The organism is Nitrosovibrio tenuis (genome assembly GCF_900109785.1).
Taxonomy (GTDB): Bacteria; Pseudomonadota; Gammaproteobacteria; order Burkholderiales; family Nitrosomonadaceae; genus Nitrosospira; species Nitrosospira tenuis_A.
In genome coordinates, this window is sequence record NZ_FOBH01000001.1 from 201,437 (window position 1) to 223,934 (window position 22,498).

Consider the following 22,498-nt stretch of genomic DNA (forward strand, 5'->3'; position numbering starts at 1 on the left):
GCAGGAGCTAAATACTTGTAAATCAAGCGGAACCACTGTTTCTAACCATTTACGGACGTTAAAATGAATAGAAAATACTTTGGCACTGACGGGATTCGCGGCCGCGTGGGGGAAATGCCGATCACACCGGAGTTCGTCATGCACCTCGGCTATTCGGCCGGTAAAGTCTTGGCTTCCTCGGACTGGCATCTATCCAAGGGTGAGCGTCCGGCGGTACTGATCGGTAAAGATACCCGAATTTCCGGATATATGCTGGAATCGGCCTTACAGGCGGGATTATCTGCGGCTGGGGTGGACGTACTGCTATCCGGACCGACCCCTACCCCTGCGGTGGCGTACCTTACCCGCGCCTTGAGGCTGCAGGCGGGCATTGTCATTTCTGCTTCCCATAATCCATTTGAAGATAACGGTATCAAATTTTTTTCCGCGGCAGGTACAAAACTTCCCGATGCAGTTGAGCATGAGATAGAGGCCGGATTAAATGCGCCCATCAAATCGATGCCATCGGCGCAACTCGGCAAAGCGCGGCGAGTCAGCGATGCACGAGGGCGCTATATTGAATTTTGCAAGAGCACCTTTCCCAATCATCTCGATCTGCGCGGGTTACGCATCGTGGTTGACTGTGCGCATGGGGCGGCATATCAAATAGCGGGGCACGTGCTTCATGAGCTGGGCGCGGATGTTGTTACTATTGGAGCGCAACCCGATGGCCTGAATATCAACCACGAATGTGGCGCGACCCATAGCGCCGCGCTTGAGACCGCCGTACGGCAACATAACGCTGATATCGGCATTGCGCTGGATGGCGATGGTGATCGCGTGGTCATGGCTGATAATAACGGCGTGCTATACGATGGCGACCGGCTGATCTATATCATTGCTGCGCATCGCAAGCGGAACGATCTGCTCAAAGGCGGGGTGGTGGGTACATTAATGACCAATCTCGCGGTTGAGAATGGCCTGAAGAGGCTGGACGTTCCGTTTGCCCGCGCGAGCGTCGGCGATCGTTACGTACTGGAACTGTTGCAAAAAAATAGCTGGCAACTGGGCGGGGAGGGCTCTGGCCATATTATCTGTACCGATAAGCATACTACAGGAGATGGCATCATCTCTGCCCTGCAGGTACTGTATGCCCTACGCGATTCCGCCAGGACGCTGGCCGAGCTTGCTCGGGATGTTACGCTTTACCCGCAGCAACTCATCAACGTCAAAGTTCCGAAAGGCTTCGATTCCCGCATCAGCAGTGCCATCAAAACCATACAGGCCGAAGCCGAACGCGACCTGAACGGCAGTGGCCGCGTGCTGTTGCGCGCATCGGGCACTGAACCCCTGGTACGCGTAATGGTGGAGGGGGAATCCACGCAGAAGGTGAAACACTGGGCGGAAAAAATAGCGGATGTCGTCCGAAATGCTGCGGCAAGCCTGAACATAGCGGAAGAGCGCCCATAATTAAACGCCGGCCTCGGCAAGAAAGTCTGCCTTTCTTTTATCGCCCTAAATATTACATGTCACAAAACGGTAATACGAATAGCCTAGCATGACAATACTGCAATCTGATCAATAAATTGGGGAATGAAATGTCGAAATTGCCGAATAGCATAATGCTTGGAATATCAGCCGCGATAGGGCTGTTGATGACTACCGCCAGCATTGCTGCCCCTGACAAAATCGTAAAAATCGATGGTTCCAGCACCGTTTTTCCTATCACCGAAGCCGTGGCCGAGGATTTTCAGAAAGCCATGAAGGGCGCGGTCAAGGTGACAGTCGGAATTTCAGGTACTGGGGGGGGATTCAAAAAATTCTGCCGTGGTGAGATTGATATCGTGGATGCTTCACGGCCTATTCTGGAAAAGGAAATGGCTGACTGCAAGGCAGCCGGCATCCAGTATGTTGAAATGCCTGTTGCATTTGATGCGCTGACAGTGGTGGTCAATCCGAAAAACAACTGGAGCAACGTCATTACTGTCGCGGAGCTGAAAAAAATGTGGGAGCCCGCCGCACAGGGAAAAATCACCCGCTGGAACCAAGTGAATCCCGCATGGCCCGATGAACCGATTAAGCTCTATGGCCCCGGCGCGGATTCCGGTACGTTCGATTATTTCACCGAGGCCATTGTCGGCAAGGCCAAATCAAGCCGTGGAGACTTTACCGCGTCGGAGGATGACAACGTGTTGGTACAGGGCGTTGCCAGCGATAAGAACGGACTCGGGTTCTTCGGCTTTGCCTACTATATTGAAAATCAGAAAAAGCTCAAAGCGGTCGCCATTGACGCTGGCAAGGGTCCCGTCCTTCCATCCACGAAAACGGTGGAAGACGGAACCTATCAACCCCTATCCCGCCCCATCTTTATCTACGTGAACATCAAGTCGGCGGAGAAGCCCGAGGTCAGGGAATTTGTCGAGTTTTATATGAAAAATGCCGACGCGCTGGTGAAAGAAGTTAAATTCTTTTCGTTGCCGGCTCAGGCCTACACCAGCAATTTGGAACATCTCAGTAAAAAGAAAGTTGGAACAGTATTTGGCGGCAAACCGGGAGTCGGCCTCAGGATTGAAGAGGTGCTCAAGCGCGAGGCCAGCCTATAAACGCACAACCTTGGACTATCCGATTATGCTGATCCCAAGCGCCTATGGGTAATGGAAGTAAACTGTGCCCCTGGTTTTTTGCTGTTTACTGCTACAGGAAGAACGCACCAAGTGCGCGAACTGCTTTCAGGAGTCCTGAGGGGGAGTATCTGCGCAAGCTTTCCGTTTTTAGCTGAGCTGATAACACGTTGGCAACTGTGCCGCCCACGCAGTTGTCACAGTTGCTAACTCGGCGCCCATTCGGCACCAATTCAATAACAGCTCAATTGCCGACTTGGCTCTCAACCCGGCTGTAAAGATTAATATCAAGCGGTTTACCGGTCATTTATGGGTTCAGGGCTGAGTCAAACCCGACAAGCCCAGCTCATCTCCGCATCCCAGCGTTATAATAACGGCTGCGTCCACCCTCCTAATGCAGCCATGGTTCCAGCAGTTCAATTCAACTTTAGATCGCACTTTACTGAACTTCTCGGTCAGACCCTGAGTGAAATATTGTCACCGGGTTCACCGGGTTTTAACGTGGCTATCGAGTTTGCGCGGCCCAAGCAAGCGAGTCACGGCGACTACTCATGTAACCTGGCAATGCAATTGGCCAAGCCGCTGCGTCAGAATCCTCGCGATATTGCCAAAATGCTGATCGGTGGTCTCATCGCTTCACCTTATCTGGAAAAAGCCGAGATCGCGGGCGCGGGATTTATCAATCTATTTCTCAAGATCTCTGCGAAGCAGCAATTTCCCGGCTACGTGCTGGAAAGTGGCGAAGATTATGGCCATGGCAGTATAGGGGAGGGCAAAAAGGTTCAGGTGGAATTTGTTTCGGCCAACCCCACCGGTCCATTGCACGTGGGCCATGGCCGTGGCGCGGCATTTGGCGCGAGCCTCGCCAATGTGCTGGAAGCGGCGGGCTATTCCGTTACACGGGAATATTATGTCAACGACGCAGGCCGCCAAATGGATATTCTGGCACTTTCCACGTGGCTGCGCTATCTGGAGTTGAATGGGGTCACTTGCCCTTTTCCCGGCAATGCCTACCAAGGCGAATATGTACGGGATATGGCGCGCCTGATACACAAGGCCCACGCGGGCCGTTATGTGCATCGGCCCGAGTTGCTGTTTGAAGGGCTTGCCGCGGAGGCAGACTCCAATACCGAGACGCAGCTTGACGGACTCATTGCTAACGCGAAAAAATTGCTGGGGCAGGATTATGCATACATCCATAATTTTGTCCTTGCTGAGCAATTGGGCGACTGCCGCAATGACTTGGCGGAATTTGGCGCTGTTTTCGATGTCTGGTTTTCCGAGCAATCATTATTCGACAGCGGCAGTGTGGCACATGTGGTTCAACTGCTCGAACAAGGCAATTACGTTTATCAGCAGGACGGCGCCAAATGGTTTAAATCGACCGATTTTGGTGACAAGAAAGACCGTGTGATACAACGGGAAAACGGACAATTCACTTACTTTGCATCTGATATTGCCTACCACCTCAACAAGTTCGAGCGCGGTTTCAGCCATGTCATCGATGTGTGGGGAGCGGACCACCACGGCTATATCCCGCGAGTGAAGGGCGCGATGCAGGCGTTGTCGCTTGATCCTGCAAAGCTTGAAATCGCTCTGGTGCAATTTGCCGTCCTTTACCGTGAAGGCAAAAAGGCCCCCATGTCCACTCGTTCAGGAGAATTTGTCACACTACGTGAGTTGCGGCAGGAGGTGGGCAACGATGCGGCACGGTTCTTTTACGTGCTGCGCAAAAGCGATCAACATCTGGATTTTGATCTGGATCTGGCTAAATCGCAAAGTAATGACAACCCGGTCTATTATGTGCAGTATGCGCATGCAAGGGTTTGCAGCGTGCTGGAACAATGGGGGGAAAATACTGCGGTGCTTGCCACTACGGATATGTCTCCGCTCACTAATCCCGCTGAGTTGTCCCTATTGCAGAAGCTGATCGATTATCCCGAACTGGTGGAATCGGCGGCGAAGGAACTGTCCCCTCATCTGATCGCCTTCTATCTCAGGGAACTGGCGGGTGAGTTTCACAGTTACTATAATGCTACCCGGTTTCTTGTACCTGAAGTTCCCCTGCGCTTGGCGCGGCTGGGGCTGATTGCCGCAATACGCCAGGTGTTGAGCAATGGGTTGAAACTGCTGGGTGTGAGTGCTCCGGAAAAAATGTAAATGCCTATTTCACAAGATCTTCCATGAGTCGAGATTATAAAACCCATCCCAATTCTTCGGCATCTGCCAAAAGCAAAAATGCGCTCCTTGTGGGAATTTTTATCGGCTATGCGCTGGGCCTTCTTAGCGCAATCGGCACATGGATGTATATTAACAAGGGGCCCAGTCCATTCATTTCTTCGGATAAGCCGGATAGCGTGGCGTCGAAGAACGGCGGCAATCAGACTCAAAAAGGAGCCCAGGCGACAGGCGCCGAAGACAAGGCTAAATCCACGGATGGAAAGCCCCGCTTCGAGTTCTACAATATATTACCGAACGCTGAAGAGCCCGTCACAGAGCAGCAGCTTAAACAGGCAATCCAGCAACCGGCCTCCAAGGATAAATATTTTCTTCAGGCGGGATCTTTCCAGAATGCCAGCGACGCGGATAACCTGAAAGCGAAACTGGCGATGCTCGGGGTGGAGGCGACAGTCCAAGCTATTACTTTGCCGGAGAAAGGAGTGTGGCACAGAGTGCGCGTGGGACCCTTTACGAACATTGACGACATTAAGCAAGTGCGCGGCTCCCTGCAACAAAATGGCGTACAGAGCAGTCTTATAAAAGTTCATGAAGGGGTACAGTAGGAGCCGCATCTTTTTCTGCGGCAGTGAGAACAAACAATCCATCCGTTCAGAAAAAGGAGAAAAAATGAATCCAATGCGTTTACTTGCGGTGGTTCTGATATTTGCCGGCATAAGTTTCATGACCGTTTCCGCCGCTCGTGCCGAGCTTGTTGAAGGACGCGACTATACCGTTCTCTCCCATCCTCAGCCTACGCATAGCGATAACAACATCGAGGTGATCGAATTCTTCTGGTACGGTTGTCCGCACTGCTTTCAGTTACATCCTCACATCAAAGCCTGGCTGAAGCGTATGCCAAAAGATGTAAGCTTTCGCTATGTTCCCGCCATCTTTCGCCCGAACTGGATTCCGGGGGCAAAGATTTTTTACGCGCTGGAGGTGCTGGGTGCGAGGGATAGGCTGCATGACAAAGTTTATGACGCCATCCATCTTGACAAGATTGACCTGAACAAAGAGGACGTATTGTTCGATTGGGTGGCAAAGCAGGGGATAGACCGGCAGAAATTCATCGACGCCTACAACTCTTTCTCCGTTCAGAACCAGGATGTGCCCCGATCAACGAATATGTCGAAAAGTTATGGCCTGACCGGTGTTCCTGCTGTGGTGGTGGATGGTAAATATATGACTAGCGGACGAATGGGCGGCACACCCCAGGATACAATCAAGATAATGGATGAATTGATTGAAAAAGCGCGCAAGGAGGGCACCAAGAAATAGCAGGTGTCCTAAATGAGTCATAAACGCGGTCGAGGCATTCCTCCGCTGCCCGATTCCGCTTTGTGGCGCCCACGTCCTTACGCAAATTACGCGGTCAGATGTTTATTTTCCTCATACTGGACCCGACCTGATATGACTATGAAAAAGCGATTTTGGGAGCAGGCTGTTTCTGGGGCGTAGAAACCAGTTTCCGTGCAGTCAAGGGTGTGCATGAATCGATATGCGGATATTCAGGTGGCCACTTCGAGAACCACCCGCCCTACTGAGGCAGCGATGACAGCCGGTTCCTGATTTCAGCAATACGCAGTTCGCTCACCTTGGCATTGATCTCAGCCGGAAGCCGGCTGGGATCGGAAATGATTTTAGCCAGCTCAGCGGCAATGGCGCCTGCATCCACGGTTCGGGCCGCGGCGAGCGCTCCGCGCAACCGTTCGGCCTGCGGATAAGGTCTTTCGGCGTAGCCCGGCCGCCCATGAAAATCGCACGAGCACGCTTGCAGGAATTCTTCGAAGCGTTCGGGCTTGCGATACGCATCCACGGCTTGCAGCATGCTGGCAATGGTGGCGGGACGCAGTTCCAGTGCACGATGCACCTCACCATGGTAGCGCGCGACGAGCAACGCCAAATCACGCACCTCATTGGGAGATCTGATGCGCTCGCACAAATCCTGCACCAGTCTCATACCGCGGGCTTCGTGACCGATGTGGCGCGGCCATTCTTCAGGAGGAGTTGTGCCTTTGCCGAGATCGTGGGTAAGTGAAGCAAACCGCACTGGCAGGGAGTAATTTTTCGACGCAGCATGATCGATTACCATCATCACATGCACGCCGGTATCGATCTCAGGATGATGCTGGATCGGCTGGGGTACGCCGAAGAGCGAATCCACCTCGGGGAAGATACGGATGAGCGCATTGCACTCACGGAGCGCATAAAACATGCGTGAGGGCTTTTTTTCCATTAACCCCCGGGCAAACTCCTGCCAGACCCGTTCCGGCACCAGCGCGTCGACCTCACCGTTGTGCACCATCTCATTCATCAATGCGAGGGTTTCCGGTGCAACATGGAAGCCGAAGCGCGCGGCGAAGCGAGCCGTTCGCAGCACCCGCACCGGGTCTTCAGTAAATGCCGGACTTATATGACGCAGCACGCCTGCTTCAAGGTCGGCTATGCCACCAAACGGGTCGATAATATTGCCGTCCTGATCTTTGGCGAGGGCATTGATCGTAAGGTCGCGCCGTGCCAGATCTTCCCTCAGCGTGACTTCAGGGGAGGTATAGATTTCGAAACCCTTGTATCCGCGCGAAACCTTGCGCTCGGTACGGGCCAACGCATATTGTTCTTGACTCTGAGGGTGAAGGAAAACAGGAAAATCCTTTCCCACAGGACGATAACCAAGGCGCACCATCTCGTCCGGGGAAGCTCCCACAACCACATAATCATGATCGGTAACAGGCAGCCCCAGAATCTCGTCCCGTACGGAGCCACCAACAAGATACGTTTTCACTATAGTAAACCTCGCTAAATCCGCATCTCACAGCAATACTACGGGTGATCCCGCGTTACTCAAGAAATTTTTATTGCTTACGCATCAAAATCGGCACCCCAAATTTCTTCGCGGGCATCGCGTTGCGAATTGCCTGCTTACCCCACTTCACGGCTCGGTGGACAATTGAGCTCACTTAGAGCTTCGAATTATAGATGTGCTCTGCGGATATTCTTACCTCTCTTGAACCCTGAGCACCTTTACCGCCCTGCCCGTTGGCGGAAGTCATCGTATCGTACACGCGGCATACGATGAGCCAGGTAATAAGGCGCCACTTCTTCTATCGCGATGGACTGGATGCCCCAGACTTTCGTCAAATTGCCGGGGCCGTCACAATCGCATATATTGTCCACTTTCATCGAATAGTAATTATCACGCGTCATGAGTTTGCCTGGCAGGAATTCAAGCACCAACGCCTGCAGATAGGAGAGCGGTTCATTGAGACCGATGATCACCGGCTTGTGCCCAGCGACGTGCGCAGCATACTCAAACAGCTGGCGCAGGCTATAACACTTGGGACCGCATAAATTATAGCTGTGGCCAATAGTGTGGGGAGCATCCAGGCTGCCGGCGAATGCTTGCACCACATCTTCGACAAATACCGGCTGAAATTTCGCTTCGGGTGAAGCCAGCGGCAGTACCGGCAACCTTCCCAGCCTGGCGAACAGGCTTAGCGACGAATCTCCTGGCCCGAAAATAACGGATGGCTTGAAAACGGTTGCATCCAATCCGGATGACATTACGATGCGTTCACCCTCTCCCTTGGATCGCAAATAGGCACTGGGCTGGCCAGGGCCGGCATTCAAGGCGCTCATATGCAACAGACGCGCGATCCCGTTGCGTTGGCACGCTGCTACAATTTTGCGCGGCAATTCCACGTGTGCGGCGTTAAAGTCCCCTTTGATTGTGCCCACCAGATTAATGACCGCATCCACGCCCGACAGGACTCTGTCAAGCTCCGCATCATCATATACGTTGGCTTGCATGACATCCGCTGTCGGGAGAACCAGAAGCTCTTTAGCGCGCTCGCGCTGCCGTGTGGGAATACAAAGGTTGATGTCCTGAGCCGTCAGAAGGTTCGCAAGGTGCCCGCCAACAAATCCGCTTCCGCCAAAAATGCATACATTACGAATTGCCATGACTCATTTTTCCTCCTCCGGGAGTCTATCGCCATTCGATTTGGATGCCACGACGCCCAGCCGCTGCTTCAGCGCTGTGATACGGTGACCAAAGGTGCTGGCGTAATACATGGAGTTGCTCAAGACCTTTTTGACATAGTCCCGGGTTTCGCTGAAAGGGATCGTTTCCGCATAGATTGCGCCTTCCAGCGGCTTTTCGTCGCGCCATTGCCGCGCCCGGCTGGGACCGGCGTTATAAGCCGCGGAAGCCAGCAGAGGCTGGTTATCGAATAAGGTCAGAACGTGCTTGAGATAATAAGTCCCCAGCGTCAGGTTGGTATTCACCTCGGCGAGAGTGTGGGGGGATTTCCGCATTCCCAGTCTCTTGGCTACCCATTTTGCGGTACCTGGCATCAATTGCATCAGGCCCATCGCTCCGGCGCTGGATTTTGCGTCGCTTACGAAGCGGCTTTCCTGGCGGATGAGGCCATATACCCATGCTTCATCCAGCTCCTGTTGCTTCAAGAGCTCATGCAGCGCATCCCGATGCGGGGCGAGGAAACGTAAACCGAAATCATGATATTGAACGGTCTTGTCCGCGGTATGGATGGCGCGGTCGTAAAGCCCGTTACGGCGCGCAACTTCAGCGGCCGCTAACAGGCGCCGGTCATCGAAATCGCGTATTACCCAAGCCCATTCTCGTGTGCTCTCCGTACGAAGGTTGAGGCGATATAAGGCAAGCGCGCGCTGAATTCCGGGCAATCGTTCGGTTACGGCGATTTCTTCTGCGGTCGCTTTATGGGATTCGGTTGGAGCGCCAATCGTTACGCCCAGTTCCTCTTCCGCAAGTTGGCCATAAAAATTATGCTCGGTACTCAATGGTGCGAGGATGGCATTGGCTTCCACCGTTTTACCCCCCTCTTTGAGCGCTCTGGCTTTCCAGTAGCGCCATACTCCCGTCTGTTGTTCCGGAACAGACATCGCTTCAATAGTATCCAGCACAAGCTCCCAGTCGCCGGCGCGCAATGCGGCACGGGTTTTCCAGCCAAGCTGCGCATCGGATAGCCGAGCAGGTTTGACGCTGCCGGCCGCTTCCGTAAACCACCCCAGCGCGCGCGGATTCAGTCTGCGCGCCGCCTGATCCGCGAGCTGCACCATGAAATAGGAATGCTCCGCTTCGCTAAATCGCTCGCGTATTCTGGGCCAATAGGCATACGCTTGATCAGGGCCGCTGCGGGTCAACCGCAGCATCGCAAAAAGGGCGATTTCCCGCTCGGCGCGCGTCCTGATCTCATTTCGATGCTTTTCGAGATAACGCAAAGGATTCTCTGTGGCGGCGGTCAGCTTGCGTTCGTTGAGCGCCTGACTTTCCGGCAAGTATTGATTGATGCGTTTCGCGACGCCTACATTGCCCGCTTCCAATGCCAGGCGCAGCCGCGTCCATACCTCGTCCACCGTCAGCACTCCAGCGGCCACGAGCGCATCGAATACCGCCGTACAGCTTTCGGGCAGATCCCGCGCACTGAACCACAGCGGACGCGCATCATTAAACGCACTGGCATCGCTTGCAGACAGGCGTTGTTCCAGCGAATAACAATTGAGTTCGGTATCCCGGTTAACCATACCGGGATACGCTTCGGCAAAAAGGTCCCATTGCTGGGTCTTACCTAATGTTTTCAGCCATTCACCCTGCAGCCGGTCGGCGAGAGGCGTGTCCTGATAGCGCAACAGAAACTGTTTTACTGCATCCGCGCTCGCCACTGGGTTCTCAAGCTTGGGGCGCAACTGATAATAGGCCGCATAAGGTTCCAGTAGATGACCTTGCAGACGTTGGGCATATGCCGTTACCCTGGCAGAGTCTCCCACCTGGAATGCTTGCCGCATGGCCATAAAATCATCCTCGGCACCTGCCATCAGAGCTCCGGCAAACATCGCGAAAAACAACCCTGCAAAAAATCTCTTCATAACCTGCTATACATTAAACTTGTACTTAAAAAAGCAAGGCAACGCTTTCGCCTGTCCGTAACCTTGAGTCTCGTCAGTAAAGAATAGCACACCATGCCGTACATCAGTCTAAACCCCGCGACCAATAAAATGCTGAAAACCTACACCAGCTGGGACAGTCATCGTCTTGCGGCGGCTTTGGAGGAGGCTGACAATGCGCAACAAACCTGGAGGCGAAAAACGTTCGCCGAACGCGCGGAGCGCATGCACCGTGCCGCACTGCTGTTACACGAGCGGGCTAACGAATATGCGAGCCTGATGGCTGCCGAGATGGGAAAGCCGCTGCGCGAGGGGCGGGCCGAGGTGGAAAAATGCGCTCTGACCTGTGATTATTATGCCGTGCATGCCGAACATTTCATGCAAACCGAGCTGGTACAGACGGACGCCAGCAAGAGCTACGTATGCTACGACCCAATAGGTATAGTGTTGGGTGTAATGCCATGGAATTTTCCGTTCTTTCAGGTAATCCGTTTCAGCGCGCCGACGCTCATGGCGGGAAACGGGTGTGTGCTGAAACATGCTTCGAACGTGCCTCAGTGCGCACTTGCGCTGGAGCGACTGTTTCATGATGCGGAGTTTCCTCCACATCTCTTCGCCACGCTTATGATCGAAGCCGCTGATGTGGCTGAAGCGATCGCAAGCCACCATGTTCATGCCGTTACGCTCACCGGTTCAGAGGCGACCGGGCGCGATATCGCCTCCCATGCTGGGCAGCATTTGAAGAAATGTGTACTGGAATTGGGCGGTTCGGACGCATTCGTCATACTGAAGGATGCAGATATGGAACTCGCAGCCAGCTTTGCGGTGAGGTCCCGGTTCCAGAACTGCGGGCAGTCGTGCATCGCTGCCAAACGTTTTATTCCCGTGGCGGAAATAGCCGATGAATTTGTATCCCTGTTTACAAAGAAGGCGATGGACTTGAAAATGGGTGATCCAAAGAGCGAAGCAACCCAGCTTGGACCGATGGCGCGGCTGAATTTACGGGAAAATCTGCATCAGCAGGTAACCGACTCGATTGCACAAGGCGCGCAACCGATCCTGGGGTGCGAACCGAGACCAGGAGAGGGTGCATTTTATCCGCCATCGGTGCTCGATCGAGTCACGGCGAAAACCCGGGCTTATCATGAAGAACTGTTCGGGCCTGTCGCGGCCATCATACGCGCTGCGAATGAAGAAGAAGCCCTTCATATTGCCAACGATACACGTTTCGGCCTGGGCTCGAGCATCTGGACCGGTGATACCGAAAATGGGGAGAAACTTGCGCGGCAAATTCAGGCCGGTTGCTGCTTTATTAACGGCATGGTGAGATCCGATCCGCGTTTGCCCTTTGGCGGCACCAAGGCGTCCGGTTTTGGCAGAGAACTATCCTACCACGGCATTCGGGAGTTCGTTAATATCAAAACGGTTTGGGTTCGTTAATCCGGTTAACCCATTCGGTCCGTAATGCCGATCTAACCGATTGGTATGTATCCCTTGACAGCAAGTAAGAAATGTTGGGTATTGTATAGATACCTTGGCAAGGTACAATGACAATTCCTATATCAAGCCTCGAGGCTAATGTTAGCCAGCCACAACGTACGCCACAGGCGATGGAACGTATAATCGGACCGGATGGTGAGATTATTCTCCAGTGGATTGGATCGCCGTCGTGGGAGTCTTATGACTTCCTGGAGGATTATATTAAGTTACGCAAAAAAGTTTTGAAGCCAGGGGCGCAAGGTGGGAAACAGCAAGAATAAATCGAGTAAAACGCAGTCGCAGCCAAAGAAGAAAGTGCCTCCACATGAAGAGGCACCAAATAAGGGTCACAAGAGAGATTTTGACCAGCTGCTAGATGACGCTGTGCTGGGCGTTAAGAAGAAGTAGGCTGGCTGATCTGAGCCAGCATCCGCCCAAACATATCAGCGGGGGCTTGGCGGTTGTTGTAGCGGAAAGCGAACTCGTCGACATACTTCTGCAAATGCTTCTGCGACACTGAGGCGTGGGTGCTTTTGATGCCGCGTTTTAGGTGCGACCAGAAACCCTCGATAGTGTTCGTATGGTGAATTCCGCGCACCCACTCATCAATGTTATGGTTCACCTTGCCGTGCGTGTAGCCAAGTGTTTTTAAGGAAGTGTATAGGAGCGGTGTGTGTCGGTAGAGATCGTGGTCCCTGATACATACCAACCGATTAGATCACTCCCTGACCGATCATCGCGTCCGCCACTTTTACGAAGCCGGCCACATTTGCCCCATCGACGTAACTGATCGACCCATCCTTGCGCCTGCCATATTTCAGGCAGGAGTTGTGAATAGCCTGCATGATCTCAAGCAACCTGGCATCCACTTCTTCCCGAGGCCAGGAAAGGCGCATGGCGTTCTGGCTCATTTCGAGGCCGGAGGTAGCCACTCCGCCGGCATTGCTGGCTTTACCTGGAGCGAAAAGGACTCCGCTGTGCTCGAAACGTTTCACGGCCTCCGCTGTGGAAGGCATATTGGCGCCCTCTGCAACGCATATCACACCGTTCTTGATCAGGTTTGCCGCGTCCTCTTCATTGAGCTCATTCTGCGTCGCACAGGGTAATGCGACATCAACCGGTATGTGCCATGGACGCGCACCGGGAATAAAAACAGCCCTCACCCGGTCAGCATACTCGCTGATCCGAGCACGCTGGCGATTTTTGACATCCATCAACTCAGCCAATTTTTCGCTGGTGAATCCATTTTCATCCACCACTGTGCCGCTGGAGTCCGATACGGTTATGACTCTCGCGCCTAAGGCCATCGCTTTTTCCACAGCATATTGCGCAACGTTTCCCGAGCCCGAGACCGAGACGCGAAGACCGTCGAGCGAACGGCCCGACTGCTTGAGCATTTCTTCTGCGAAGTACACGGTGCCGTAGCCTGTCGCTTCCGGACGAATCAGAGATCCCCCAAAACTCAGACCCTTGCCGGTAAATACGCAATCCGCGCGGTTGGACAGCTTTTTCATCATACCTGCCATAAAGCCAACTTCCCGCCCGCCGACCCCGATGTCCCCCGCTGGCACATCAGTATCCGAACCGATATGACGAAATAATTCAGTCATATATGCCTGACAAAAACGCATCACCTCGCCCGCTGTCCGACCCTTGGGATCGAAGTCGGAGCCTCCTTTGCCACCTCCCATGGGTAGCGTAGTCAGAGCATTTTTAAACGTTTGCTCGAAGGCAAGAAACTTGAGAATGGAAAGATTTACCGAAGGATGAAAACGTGTGCCCCCTTTATAAGGTCCAATGGACGAGCTGTGCTGGATCCGGTAACCCCGGTTAACATTCACCTCCCCGCGATCGTCCACCCAGGCCACCCGGAAAATGATGACGCGTTCGGGTTCAATAAGGCGATCCAGAATGCCATGCTCGGCATATTGGCGATGTTCCGTGATAAAAGGCCAAAGGCTTTCGATCACTTCAGCAACAGCTTGCATATATTCGGACTGGCCAGGATTGCGCTCCTCTACGAAAGCGCAAAATTCCTGAAAACTTTTATACTTCATTATTGTCCCCTTGTGTTCCTCTTGTAACAAAACCATTTTTCCAAGATGTGTATTCTGCCAAATTATGTGCTGAATGGCACTGTTATTTAAATGGCGATAATGCGAAGTTCGTTACAAGGTTGTGCAGTCCGAGCGTTGGGTCTTGCTATGAGCGCTCCGCTGAACGCGATTGTTATTTTAGAAATGTCTTCAAAATGATGTCCTTGCGGTTAAGCATGAATACGGGCAGACTTCCTTATTCTTTTTTTTCCTCATCTTCGTGCTCTTCGTCATTTTTTTTTCGAGGCTTCGTCCACCAGACAATGAGGATCAGTAATGTCAGAGCGACAGCTGCTTCCAGCGCTATTACCCACATGTTTTCGAGCTTGCTATATAGTTGCCAGATGCAACTTTAACCAAATTGCGATGAAAAACCAATTAAGTTTTGCGGCGGCTGCCGCGTTACTGTGGCTTAACGCCTGTACTACGATTCCTCCTGGCACTCGTGTCGCGCCTGAAAAGGTGGCGGTGTCCCCAGCTCCGGCGGAACCGGCGTCTATTGTCGTGCTTAAGCCAGCCGCGTGGGATACGTTAACGGGCTGGGTTGAGGATGATATTCAGCCTGCGTGGGACGCATTTCTCCGAAGCTGCGCTGTACTGAAAAAGCAGCCGCTATGGCAGGAAACTTGTACCCACGCCGACTCCATGCGCGGGCGGGGCGGTGCCGCGTTGCGCCAATTCTTCGAGAGCCGTTTTATTCCTCACCAGGTGTTGAACCCGGACGGTAGCGGCGAGGGCCTGATTACCGGCTATTATGAACCACTGTTGAAGGGTAGCCGCACGCCTTCCCGGCGTTATCGGTATCCCATCTATACAATCCCCGACGAGCTTCTGGTGATTGACCTGAGCGAGGTTTACCCCGAGCTTAAAAACATGCGGCTGCGTGGGCGCTTGCAAGGGCGCAAGGTGATACCCTATTACAGCCGTGCCGAGCTGGCAGGCAACCCGGCACCGCTCCAGGGCAAGGAACTGTTATGGGTAGATGATGAGATCGACCTGTTCTTCCTGCAAATCCAGGGTTCAGGCCGGGTACAGCTCGAGAATGGCGAAATCGTAAGGGTCGGGTATTCCGAGCAAAATGGCCATCCTTACAAATCGGTGGGAAGAGTGCTGGTGGAGCGCGGTGAGCTGGCGCTGGAAAAAGCCTCGATGCAAGGTATCAGAGAGTGGGCGCGGAAAAATCCGGCCAAGTTAAGCGAACTGCTACAGCAGAATTCGAGCTATGTGTTTTTTCGTGAACTGCCGACCGACGTGCCGGGACCATTAGGTTCCCTCGGCGTACCTCTGACCGCCGGTAGAAGCCTCGCGATCGATCCACGCGCCGTTCCCCAGGGCGCACCGGTGTTCTTGTCCACGACTTGGCCCAATACTGATAAACAGCTTTATCGGCTGATGGTTGCGCAGGACACGGGAGGCGCCATCAAGGGCAACGTACGTGCCGATTTTTTCTGGGGCTTTGGCCCGGAGGCTGCGGATCAGGCAGGAAAGATGAAGCAGACAGGCAAGATGTGGGTATTAATGCCTGCCGGTTATGTACCGCAGGCTCCAGTTACGCGGAAAGCATGCTGCTGAAAAGTTAAATTCACCGCGATCGCTCTGGGCCGCCCGATAGTTAACCGTTTTTGATAAAGTCAATGGTCGGCGTCGCCCCCTCCATCCCACCTTTGACTCGTCATTTCGCCATTGGGGTTGCAGTGCTCAGCTTCTTTTCAATGATTTCGGCGGAGATCATTCCGGGCACCACCGAGCCGTCCGCAAAAATCAGCGTGGGCGTACCGTTTATGCCATTTTTCCGGCCTGCCTGAAGGAGAGTCTCGATCGGCGTTTCACAGCTCTTCCCTGCTGGCGCGATGCCCCTGAGCATAAAGTCATCCCAGGCTTTGAGCCGGTCGGGAGAGCACCATATGGCGGTCGCCGTCGGCATGGAACCATTGAGCACCGGATAGAGCAGGGTATAGATGGTTACATCGCTGATATTTACCAGTTCCTTCTCCAGGCGTTTGCAATAAGGGCAATTCGGGTCTGAAAACACCACCAGCTTGCGCTTGCCGTTACCTCTGACCGCTTTGATTGCGGACTCCAATGGCAGAGATGCGTGATTTATCCGTCTGGCATCCTTGATCTGCTGCAAACGCTCGCTGGTCAGGCTTTGCCGGGTTTGCGGGTCAACGACGTGGCCAAAAAACAAATAAGTTCCTTTATCGTCCGTATAAAATAATTCACCGCCTACCACGACTTCATATAGCCCAAGATAAGGAGTCTTTTTCAGGCTCTCGATTTTTTCGCCGGAAAATGTTGCCTCAAGCGCTTTTTTTAAGGAGGCCTCGTCAGCCAAAGCCGCCCCGCAAACAAAGCACAATAATAAAGAGGAAAAAACGAATTTTAAACGCATGGTCTTGGCCGCTCCGGTTGAAGTAATCTTTCAGTCTCGCTACTGTTGCAAAACAAGCTCTTATCTAACCCAACGCGTGACGCATCAACCGGTCTTTCAGAAGGGGCAGGCGATTGGTGAGTTCCAGCCCTACATTGCGCAAGCGAACAAGTGTCGGATGAGTATTGTTAAATAACTTTTGCAGACTATCGGTAACCAGCTCCATGGCCAGAATATCTTCCTTGCGTGCCCGCTCGTAGCGGCGCAGTAGCAGGTAATCGCCGCAATTCGGCTGCAACCCACGCCCCAGAACTATTGCAGCCAGCTCTTGGGCATCGCGTAAACCCAAATTCACGCCTTGCCCGGCAAGAGGGTGAATGCCATGGGCCGCATCACCGATAAGCGCCAGATGCGGCTGCACCAGCTTTTTTACATGCACGAAATTTAGGGGAAAAGCGGCCGGGCGTGTGACAAGCTGCATTTCCCCCAAGGCGCGGCAGGAAGCCTCCGCAACCTCGCGGCACAGCTCTGTTTCAGGTAAACCAAGCAACGCGGAAGCCCGTTCTTCATTTGCCGACCATACCATGGAGACCATGGCATCCGGCAACGGCAGTAACGCCAGTACCCCATCGCGGCGGAACCACTGATGAGCGACGTTGCGGTGCTGCCGCTCCGCCTTGAAATTAGCCACAACGCCTGTTTGCTGATATGAATGTCGCACGACCTCGATTCCCGCATGCTCCCGCACCCAGGAATTCAGACCATCCGCTCCAACGATCAGCGCTGCTTGAAGTATGCGACCGTCGTCCAGATATAAGTTGGCATCAGACTCGGTCCGCGTTATCGAAGCGCATTGAGCGGGACAGAATATTTTGACATGCTTTTTTTCGTGGTTTAGCCTATTCCAGGCGGCGGCTTGAAGCTGGCCGTTCTCCACGATGAAATTCAGCTCCGAGCAGCCGATATCATACGCGCTGAAATCGATGCGCGCAGCACTGTCATCGCCAAACACGGCCATATTATAGACCGGCGTAATCCGGGCCTGGTCGAGCGTCTGCCATACGCCCAGGCTTTGAAGGAATCCTGCGCTGCCTGGGCTGATGGCGTAAATCCTGCTGTCCCAGCTATCATCCCCGGGACGCGCGACTGGCGGGCGCGACTCCACCAACGCTATTTTTAAACCGCTGTCCTTGAGGGCAAGCGCCAGGCTTGCCCCAACCAGTCCTCCGCCGACAATGATGACATCGAATTTCATAAAAGCATTATCCTAAATCCAGCAGTTGCACGCGCACGAGGATGCGCCGATCGGGCTGTCCGGCTAGGCGCGGCGGGGACGCAGGGCCGTCCCCTGCCAGGAGGACCGACAATGACGGGCCCGGCCGGGCGATGTGCAACCGGGGGTGTAGCGTGGTCAGCAAAAGCATCAAAGGCGATAATCATGATCTCTTCATAACGGCGATGGTTGCCCGCTAATCCCCAGCGATTACATGCCGAATACAGGATTATACAGGCACGGGTGCTTTTATCATCCTTCAGATCGGAGCAGCACCTTGCCGCTTTTGAAATGGATAAAAACGCAGCAAATTTCCAATGGAAATTTATGAAGAATAACTAGAGTAAAGCTTTTCTCTTTGTAAGATCAGTCATTTGTTACGCGGAAAACTTTGTTAATCTTGACAGCGTCGACCCATAAAGGCACAATTCCATCTCTCCGTACATATGTGGCGAATTAGCTCAGTGGTTAGAGCAGCGGAATCATAATCCGTTGGTCCCCAGTTCGAATCTGGGATTCGCTACCATCGTTCAAAGATTAGCTAGGCAGCTAATCTTTTTTCTTTTGACCCTGGAGCCGCGCTTCAGCAATGGCTCGGTATGTGTTACTTCATCCGTCTTGTATCCATGCCAAGCTTGCGCTACTCGGATCGGCCGAGTCAGGCTAGGTTTCTGCTTATCATCAACAGTCTCGCTAGCCCCAGTCTCTCAAGCCCGGCCGCGGGATCCCACCCATGATGCTCACCGACTAGTCCTATTTCTGTGGGAAAGCGCACGGAAGCCATTCCGCGTTCGTGTAATAATAATGTAACGACCCGAAATATATTAACTCCTGTGTTGTCTAACTTTTCAGCTTCTGACTTCGGCACACTCCGGAACTGTAGCAAATCGGTTCTGCTGTTTGTCCGATCTTTTAACCACACATCATATGAAACGAGTAGATGATGAAATCAAATTTAATAGACATGTTCGGTTTAAGTGGGGATCCCACAAGTGATAACGAGCTGGATGCTTTACTTCTTCGCCTTGAATCGGATATCCGTGCACCCGGGAACCCGATAACTGTCCTGTTTGCGCCGGATGACTTACTGGAATGGTCGATGCTGCCGGAGGGGATCATTCTATCCTAAAGATCCCCTCCGGGATTTGATCCCTTTCCGAGGGCAACGGAACTAACCTTCAGATTCACTTTTTATTTCAGGTAGATACCAATCTGCGCCACCCCTGGCGGGATCGCAATTATCCGAAGGGTCATCCACGCATTTCTTGCCGTCAGGACAAGGAAATCCGGCAATTCCGCCACACATCTGTTTGGGTTCCTTTCCACCGTATGCAGAACTTACCTTGGGCGGGTAGTCAGTACGTTTCCACCCCCGGGCTTGGTGGGTTCCCCCGGCGCCAATTTTTACCGTCTCTCTCACATCGCTGCTAAGAAGACCTTTGCTAATACTTAGGCCGACCGTTTTCCGCTGGAGCGGTTGATCAGTCTTTTGAGGAGGTTGTCACTCTGCCTCCTTACGGATTCGAGCATGGTATGCAGTTCCAGAAGATTTACGCCGACATACCGTTTGCAGCGTGGGCAGGAAAGCTTCGGTTCATACTTTAGCCGCGAAACCGTTTCCTCGAATTGATTCGAACAGTGGGGGCACTTGATCTTGATCGTTTCCGGATCCAGATTGAGCGACAAGGGCGTCTCCTGTAACTAAAGCTGGCGTACCTCAAATTTTAACACGCGGGAAATCCACCACAAAATAGAGCTGATCAGCCCCGGCAATTGTAATGGAAATGGTGCGGTAATTTGTCCCATCCTGCGCTTATTGAGATGGATTACCGTCACGCTCCAGTTTATACGGGGAGACAGTTATACGGGTGTTCAACGTATTGCAGCCATTTTCCCATCTCTTCTCTTCGCAGCTTTGACCCTCGGCCATTTGTCTTGGCAGCCGATGAGCCGGAGCCGTCGGCAAAGATTCGACGACCTATAGCTCATCTAGCGGAACCGGAACCTATTTGAAGAAATGAACTGCTGGCATTCAAACACGGCTCACGATATCGGCATGTCGTAAGGCTCGGAAGTCCCTGACGCCTTGCAGGTGGTTTAACCCTACGGAAAGAATTAATGTTCCTCACCGGCCCAGGGTGAAGGGATCAGGCAACGCGGGGAGATACCCTGGCCTTGCCTCAGGCATGCGATGAAAGCGCTTACTTCCGGGCCCTACTCTTTATTTGGTCCAGCACGATTCGATCCAGAGCGTGAGAAGTGCTGACAGCAGTGCAGCTTCCGGTTCCGCTTTCAGCTTCGGCCGTTAGAAGATCCGCGGCGATGTGACATACGGTAGCGGCGACCTTGACAGGGACCTGCACACTCACGGGAATCTGGCTGACATCAGCTTTGATATTCTTCGCAATATCCTTCGCTACACTCCCTCCTAGATCTACCTTAACGAAACCTGACTGCTGAGAAAAGGCCGAGGGGGCCATGATGAACAGTACAATTGAACTGAGTCCTACCAATAAAGTTTTCATCTTCTTGATTTTGATGCTCCTTTAATCAACGGAAGGGCAGAACTATTGTTATAGTGTTTTTTCCACCTCAGCCAGGTTTCACTAGTTTCAGTTTTCTTGGTCGTGTTTTCTGTGCGCTCGCGCACTAAGATTTTTCTTGAATTTCGGTTCGCCAGTGCCGATCGAGCTGCGGATTCGCGGCAACGATCTCAAGGCGAATTTTGATTACGCCAACTTGCTGCTGCCGAAAATACGGGCGATCGCCGGCATCGCCGACGTGCGTATCCAGCAATCGCGCAGGCAACCGGTCTTTGATATCGACGTCGATCGTACGCGCGCGCAACAGGTCGCCGTGACCATGCGCGACGTTACGACAAGCCTGGTCGCCAACCTTGCCGGCAGCAGCCAGGTAGCTCCGCTCAAAACAATGATTCTTGGGAAACTGATTACTAGTGTCCGCTCGGTTGTTCCTCAGGGAATTTGATCGGCTTGCCCGCTCCATGAAACAGCTTATCGAAACAATTGAAACATTTCAGAACCAGGGGATAGGGCTAAAATCCTTGCAGGACCCCATCGATCCAGTTCGCCGAGCGGAAAACTGGTCTTCTACATCTTTGCCGCACTTGGCCGAATTCGAAAGCGGCGTCATCCGTGAGCGAACCAATGCCGGCTTGAGAGCCGCGCGGGACCATGTAAGGCAAAACTCAAGTAGAAGGGCCAGTATTCAAGAACATCTATGAGATATGTAACTTCTTTACCGACCGATGAAAACAATAAATTCGGTAAACGGATCCGTTTCTTGCTCGAAGGAATTGAAGATCAGATACAGTCTCATCTCAGACGCAATAATTAATATTTGCTAGGGTTATAACTTCTCCATCCCGCTTCCGCGGTTACTTTTCCCGCTTCGGCGGCTTTATTGGGCGTTCCTTAAGGTCTACTTCGGTCCCTGCGGGAGCACGGGCGAAGGCTGAACCTGAGACTGCATGGGTTGACTAGCGCTTGAACCCGTCGGTGCGTCCTTCCCCGTTGAGCTAGAGCCTTGCGTTCTGGAGCTTCCATTTTGTGAGCCTCTTTGGCCGGCCATGTCTAGGCCAGAATCAGGAACCGGGGGCCGACCGGCTACTGGGTCTCGTTGTCCAGGATATTCACCCGCAGGCGCCCCTTGCTGGCCCAGGCCGCCCACTTGGCCCGGGCCGCCAAGCTGCGCAAAAACAAGGCTAGGTACTCCGTAAATCAGACCAGCAAGCAAAATCAAGCGCGTGGAATTTCTCAACTTGGAGATTTGCGTTATCATACGCCCCCTTTTCTATCCGCCCAAATGGCTGTGACGCAATGTTACGCCGAACCTTAAGTTGTTCCGTACGGTCTCGCACGCAGTTACTTTCCAATGCAAGACTCCATCGATACGAGCTCACCAAGCGGAAAACTGGTCGTCCACATCTTTGCTGCACTTGGCGAATTCGAACGCGGCGTCGTCCGTGAGCGAACTACTGCGGGCTAGAGAGCCTCGCGGAAGAGGGGCCGTGTTGGGGGCAGGCCGTCTTGAAGAGAAAGCAGATGCATGACGTACTGATGAGCGACTGTTTCGAAAAAAGAAATAAGCAGGTGCTGCCCCAATGGCTAACGCAACCGCAGTCCAGTCAGAGCTCTGAAGTGCTGGTTTCTCAGTCTCATCCCCCGCTTTCGGCCAATATAGCGATACGCGCAGCAAATTAAGCCAAATATGCAGTAATAAAACACGTACCGCAAAATTCAAGTAGAAGGCCGGTATCAGGAATATCCATGAGGACAAGCCTGAGCATGTGTTCGAGGTTACGCGCCAGCCTGTCCATGGAATGGACGATGAGAGTATCCCCTGCACGGACATGATTGAGTGTGGCCTGGAGTTGCGGCCTGTTTGGATCCTTAGCTGATGCCTTGCCAGTAAATACTTATCTAGCGCAACACCGTCGAGCTGGCGCTCCGGATTTTGGTGCAGCGCGCTCGCCCGAATATATTCTATTCTTTGACTGGTCAGCAGCAACATACTC

21 protein-coding genes, 1 tRNA gene and 1 pseudogene are annotated in these 22,498 nt (G+C 53.1%); 13 read left to right on the forward strand and 10 right to left on the reverse strand.

The features are described 5' to 3' along the window. The first annotated feature begins 63 nt into the window (after positions 1-63). The 6 genes from glmM to BMX00_RS00905 all read left to right on the forward strand — a co-directional run bounded on the left by glmM (position 64) and on the right by BMX00_RS00905 (position 6,364). Positions 64-1,449: a phosphoglucosamine mutase gene (gene glmM / locus BMX00_RS00880; protein ID WP_090825990.1), complete on the forward strand. Its 1,386-nt coding sequence runs from the start codon at positions 64-66 to the stop codon at positions 1,447-1,449. Positions 1,450-1,577: 128 nt separating this feature from the next. Then, positions 1,578-2,582: a PstS family phosphate ABC transporter substrate-binding protein gene (locus BMX00_RS00885; protein WP_090825993.1), complete on the forward strand. Its 1,005-nt coding sequence runs from the start codon at positions 1,578-1,580 to the stop codon at positions 2,580-2,582. A 420-nt stretch (positions 2,583-3,002) separates the two neighbouring features. After that, positions 3,003-4,760, forward strand: a complete 1,758-nt coding sequence (gene argS, locus BMX00_RS00890) for an arginine--tRNA ligase (protein ID WP_090826002.1) — start codon at positions 3,003-3,005, stop codon at positions 4,758-4,760. A gap of 23 nt (positions 4,761-4,783) precedes the next feature. Further along, positions 4,784-5,383 (forward strand): SPOR domain-containing protein, encoded by a 600-nt coding sequence (locus tag BMX00_RS00895; protein WP_090826008.1) that lies wholly within the window; start codon positions 4,784-4,786, stop codon positions 5,381-5,383. A 64-nt stretch (positions 5,384-5,447) separates the two neighbouring features. Beyond that, positions 5,448-6,098, forward strand: a complete 651-nt coding sequence (locus BMX00_RS00900) for a thiol:disulfide interchange protein DsbA/DsbL (RefSeq protein WP_090826010.1) — start codon at positions 5,448-5,450, stop codon at positions 6,096-6,098. Between the two features lie 152 nt (positions 6,099-6,250). Further along, positions 6,251-6,364, forward strand: coding sequence for a peptide-methionine (S)-S-oxide reductase (locus BMX00_RS00905; protein ID WP_245727476.1), 114 nt, complete (start codon positions 6,251-6,253; stop codon positions 6,362-6,364). Here the strand turns inward: BMX00_RS00905 and BMX00_RS00910 are convergent. The 3 genes from BMX00_RS00910 to BMX00_RS00920 all read right to left on the reverse strand — a co-directional run bounded on the left by BMX00_RS00910 (position 6,358) and on the right by BMX00_RS00920 (position 10,724). Continuing rightward, positions 6,358-7,602, reverse strand: a complete 1,245-nt coding sequence (locus BMX00_RS00910; RefSeq protein ID WP_090826016.1) for a multifunctional CCA addition/repair protein — start codon at positions 7,600-7,602, stop codon at positions 6,358-6,360. The two genes, BMX00_RS00905 and BMX00_RS00910, sit on opposite strands and share 7 nt — an antisense overlap. A gap of 239 nt (positions 7,603-7,841) precedes the next feature. After that, entirely contained in the window at positions 7,842-8,780 is a 939-nt protein-coding gene (locus BMX00_RS00915) for a complex I NDUFA9 subunit family protein (protein WP_090826028.1), read from the reverse strand. Positions 8,781-8,783: 3 nt separating this feature from the next. Further along, entirely contained in the window at positions 8,784-10,724 is a 1,941-nt protein-coding gene (locus BMX00_RS00920) for a lytic transglycosylase domain-containing protein (RefSeq protein ID WP_090826031.1), read from the reverse strand. A 93-nt stretch (positions 10,725-10,817) separates the two neighbouring features. Here BMX00_RS00920 and BMX00_RS00925 point away from each other — a divergent pair, with 93 nt between their 5' ends. Continuing rightward, a complete protein-coding gene (locus tag BMX00_RS00925) occupies positions 10,818-12,182 on the forward strand; it encodes an NAD-dependent succinate-semialdehyde dehydrogenase (protein ID WP_090826034.1) in 1,365 nt (454 codons plus the stop codon). 433 nt (positions 12,183-12,615) lie between these two features. Here the strand turns inward: BMX00_RS00925 and BMX00_RS15060 are convergent, their stop codons facing one another. Continuing rightward, the gene (locus BMX00_RS15060) at positions 12,616-12,930 is read right to left on the reverse strand and encodes a transposase (RefSeq protein WP_090826038.1); all 315 of its coding nucleotides are present in this window, start codon (positions 12,928-12,930) and stop codon (positions 12,616-12,618) included. A 4-nt stretch (positions 12,931-12,934) separates the two neighbouring features. Continuing rightward, positions 12,935-14,278 carry an NADP-specific glutamate dehydrogenase gene (gdhA, locus tag BMX00_RS00940; protein WP_090826825.1) on the reverse strand — a complete coding sequence of 448 codons (1,344 nt, stop codon included), beginning with the start codon at positions 14,276-14,278 and terminating at the stop codon, positions 12,935-12,937. 405 nt (positions 14,279-14,683) lie between these two features. Between gdhA and mltA the strand changes: the two genes are divergently transcribed. Beyond that, entirely contained in the window at positions 14,684-15,889 is a 1,206-nt protein-coding gene (gene mltA / locus BMX00_RS00945) for a murein transglycosylase A (RefSeq protein WP_090826040.1), read from the forward strand. Between the two features lie 100 nt (positions 15,890-15,989). Here mltA and BMX00_RS00950 read toward each other — a convergent pair whose 3' ends face one another. Both BMX00_RS00950 and BMX00_RS00955 read right to left on the reverse strand, forming a co-directional pair. Then, a complete protein-coding gene (locus BMX00_RS00950) occupies positions 15,990-16,709 on the reverse strand; it encodes a DsbC family protein (RefSeq protein ID WP_090826042.1) in 720 nt (239 codons plus the stop codon). 64 nt (positions 16,710-16,773) lie between these two features. Beyond that, a complete protein-coding gene (locus BMX00_RS00955; RefSeq protein ID WP_090826044.1) occupies positions 16,774-17,943 on the reverse strand; it encodes a UbiH/UbiF family hydroxylase in 1,170 nt (389 codons plus the stop codon). Between the two features lie 468 nt (positions 17,944-18,411). On the opposite strand from BMX00_RS00955, the gene BMX00_RS00960 reads away from it, so the two are divergent. Both BMX00_RS00960 and BMX00_RS00965 read left to right on the forward strand, forming a co-directional pair. Continuing rightward, positions 18,412-18,487, forward strand: a tRNA-Met gene (locus tag BMX00_RS00960). 417 nt (positions 18,488-18,904) lie between these two features. Next, positions 18,905-19,090, forward strand: coding sequence for a hypothetical protein (locus BMX00_RS00965; protein ID WP_143053016.1), 186 nt, complete (start codon positions 18,905-18,907; stop codon positions 19,088-19,090). 320 nt (positions 19,091-19,410) lie between these two features. Here the strand turns inward: BMX00_RS00965 and BMX00_RS14475 are convergent, their stop codons facing one another. Together BMX00_RS14475 and BMX00_RS00980 are read right to left on the reverse strand one after the other, a co-directional pair. After that, entirely contained in the window at positions 19,411-19,647 is a 237-nt protein-coding gene (locus tag BMX00_RS14475) for a hypothetical protein (protein WP_090826050.1), read from the reverse strand. A gap of 515 nt (positions 19,648-20,162) precedes the next feature. Further along, positions 20,163-20,486, reverse strand: a complete 324-nt coding sequence (locus BMX00_RS00980; protein ID WP_090826052.1) for a hypothetical protein — start codon at positions 20,484-20,486, stop codon at positions 20,163-20,165. A 136-nt stretch (positions 20,487-20,622) separates the two neighbouring features. Between BMX00_RS00980 and BMX00_RS00985 the strand changes: the two genes are divergently transcribed. The 3 genes from BMX00_RS00985 (at position 20,623) to BMX00_RS00995 (ending at position 21,969) form a co-directional block, all read left to right on the forward strand. After that, positions 20,623-20,949: a hypothetical protein gene (locus tag BMX00_RS00985; RefSeq protein ID WP_245727482.1), complete on the forward strand. Its 327-nt coding sequence runs from the start codon at positions 20,623-20,625 to the stop codon at positions 20,947-20,949. 16 nt (positions 20,950-20,965) lie between these two features. Then, a complete protein-coding gene (locus BMX00_RS15065; protein ID WP_090826055.1) occupies positions 20,966-21,205 on the forward strand; it encodes a recombinase family protein in 240 nt (79 codons plus the stop codon). Between the two features lie 650 nt (positions 21,206-21,855). Beyond that, entirely contained in the window at positions 21,856-21,969 is a 114-nt protein-coding gene (locus tag BMX00_RS00995) for a recombinase family protein (RefSeq protein WP_143053017.1), read from the forward strand. Positions 21,970-22,180: 211 nt separating this feature from the next. Here the strand turns inward: BMX00_RS00995 and BMX00_RS15070 are convergent. After that, positions 22,181-22,384, reverse strand: a pseudogene (locus tag BMX00_RS15070) (recombinase family protein); the annotation flags it as partial. Between the last annotated feature and the right edge of the window lie 114 nt (positions 22,385-22,498).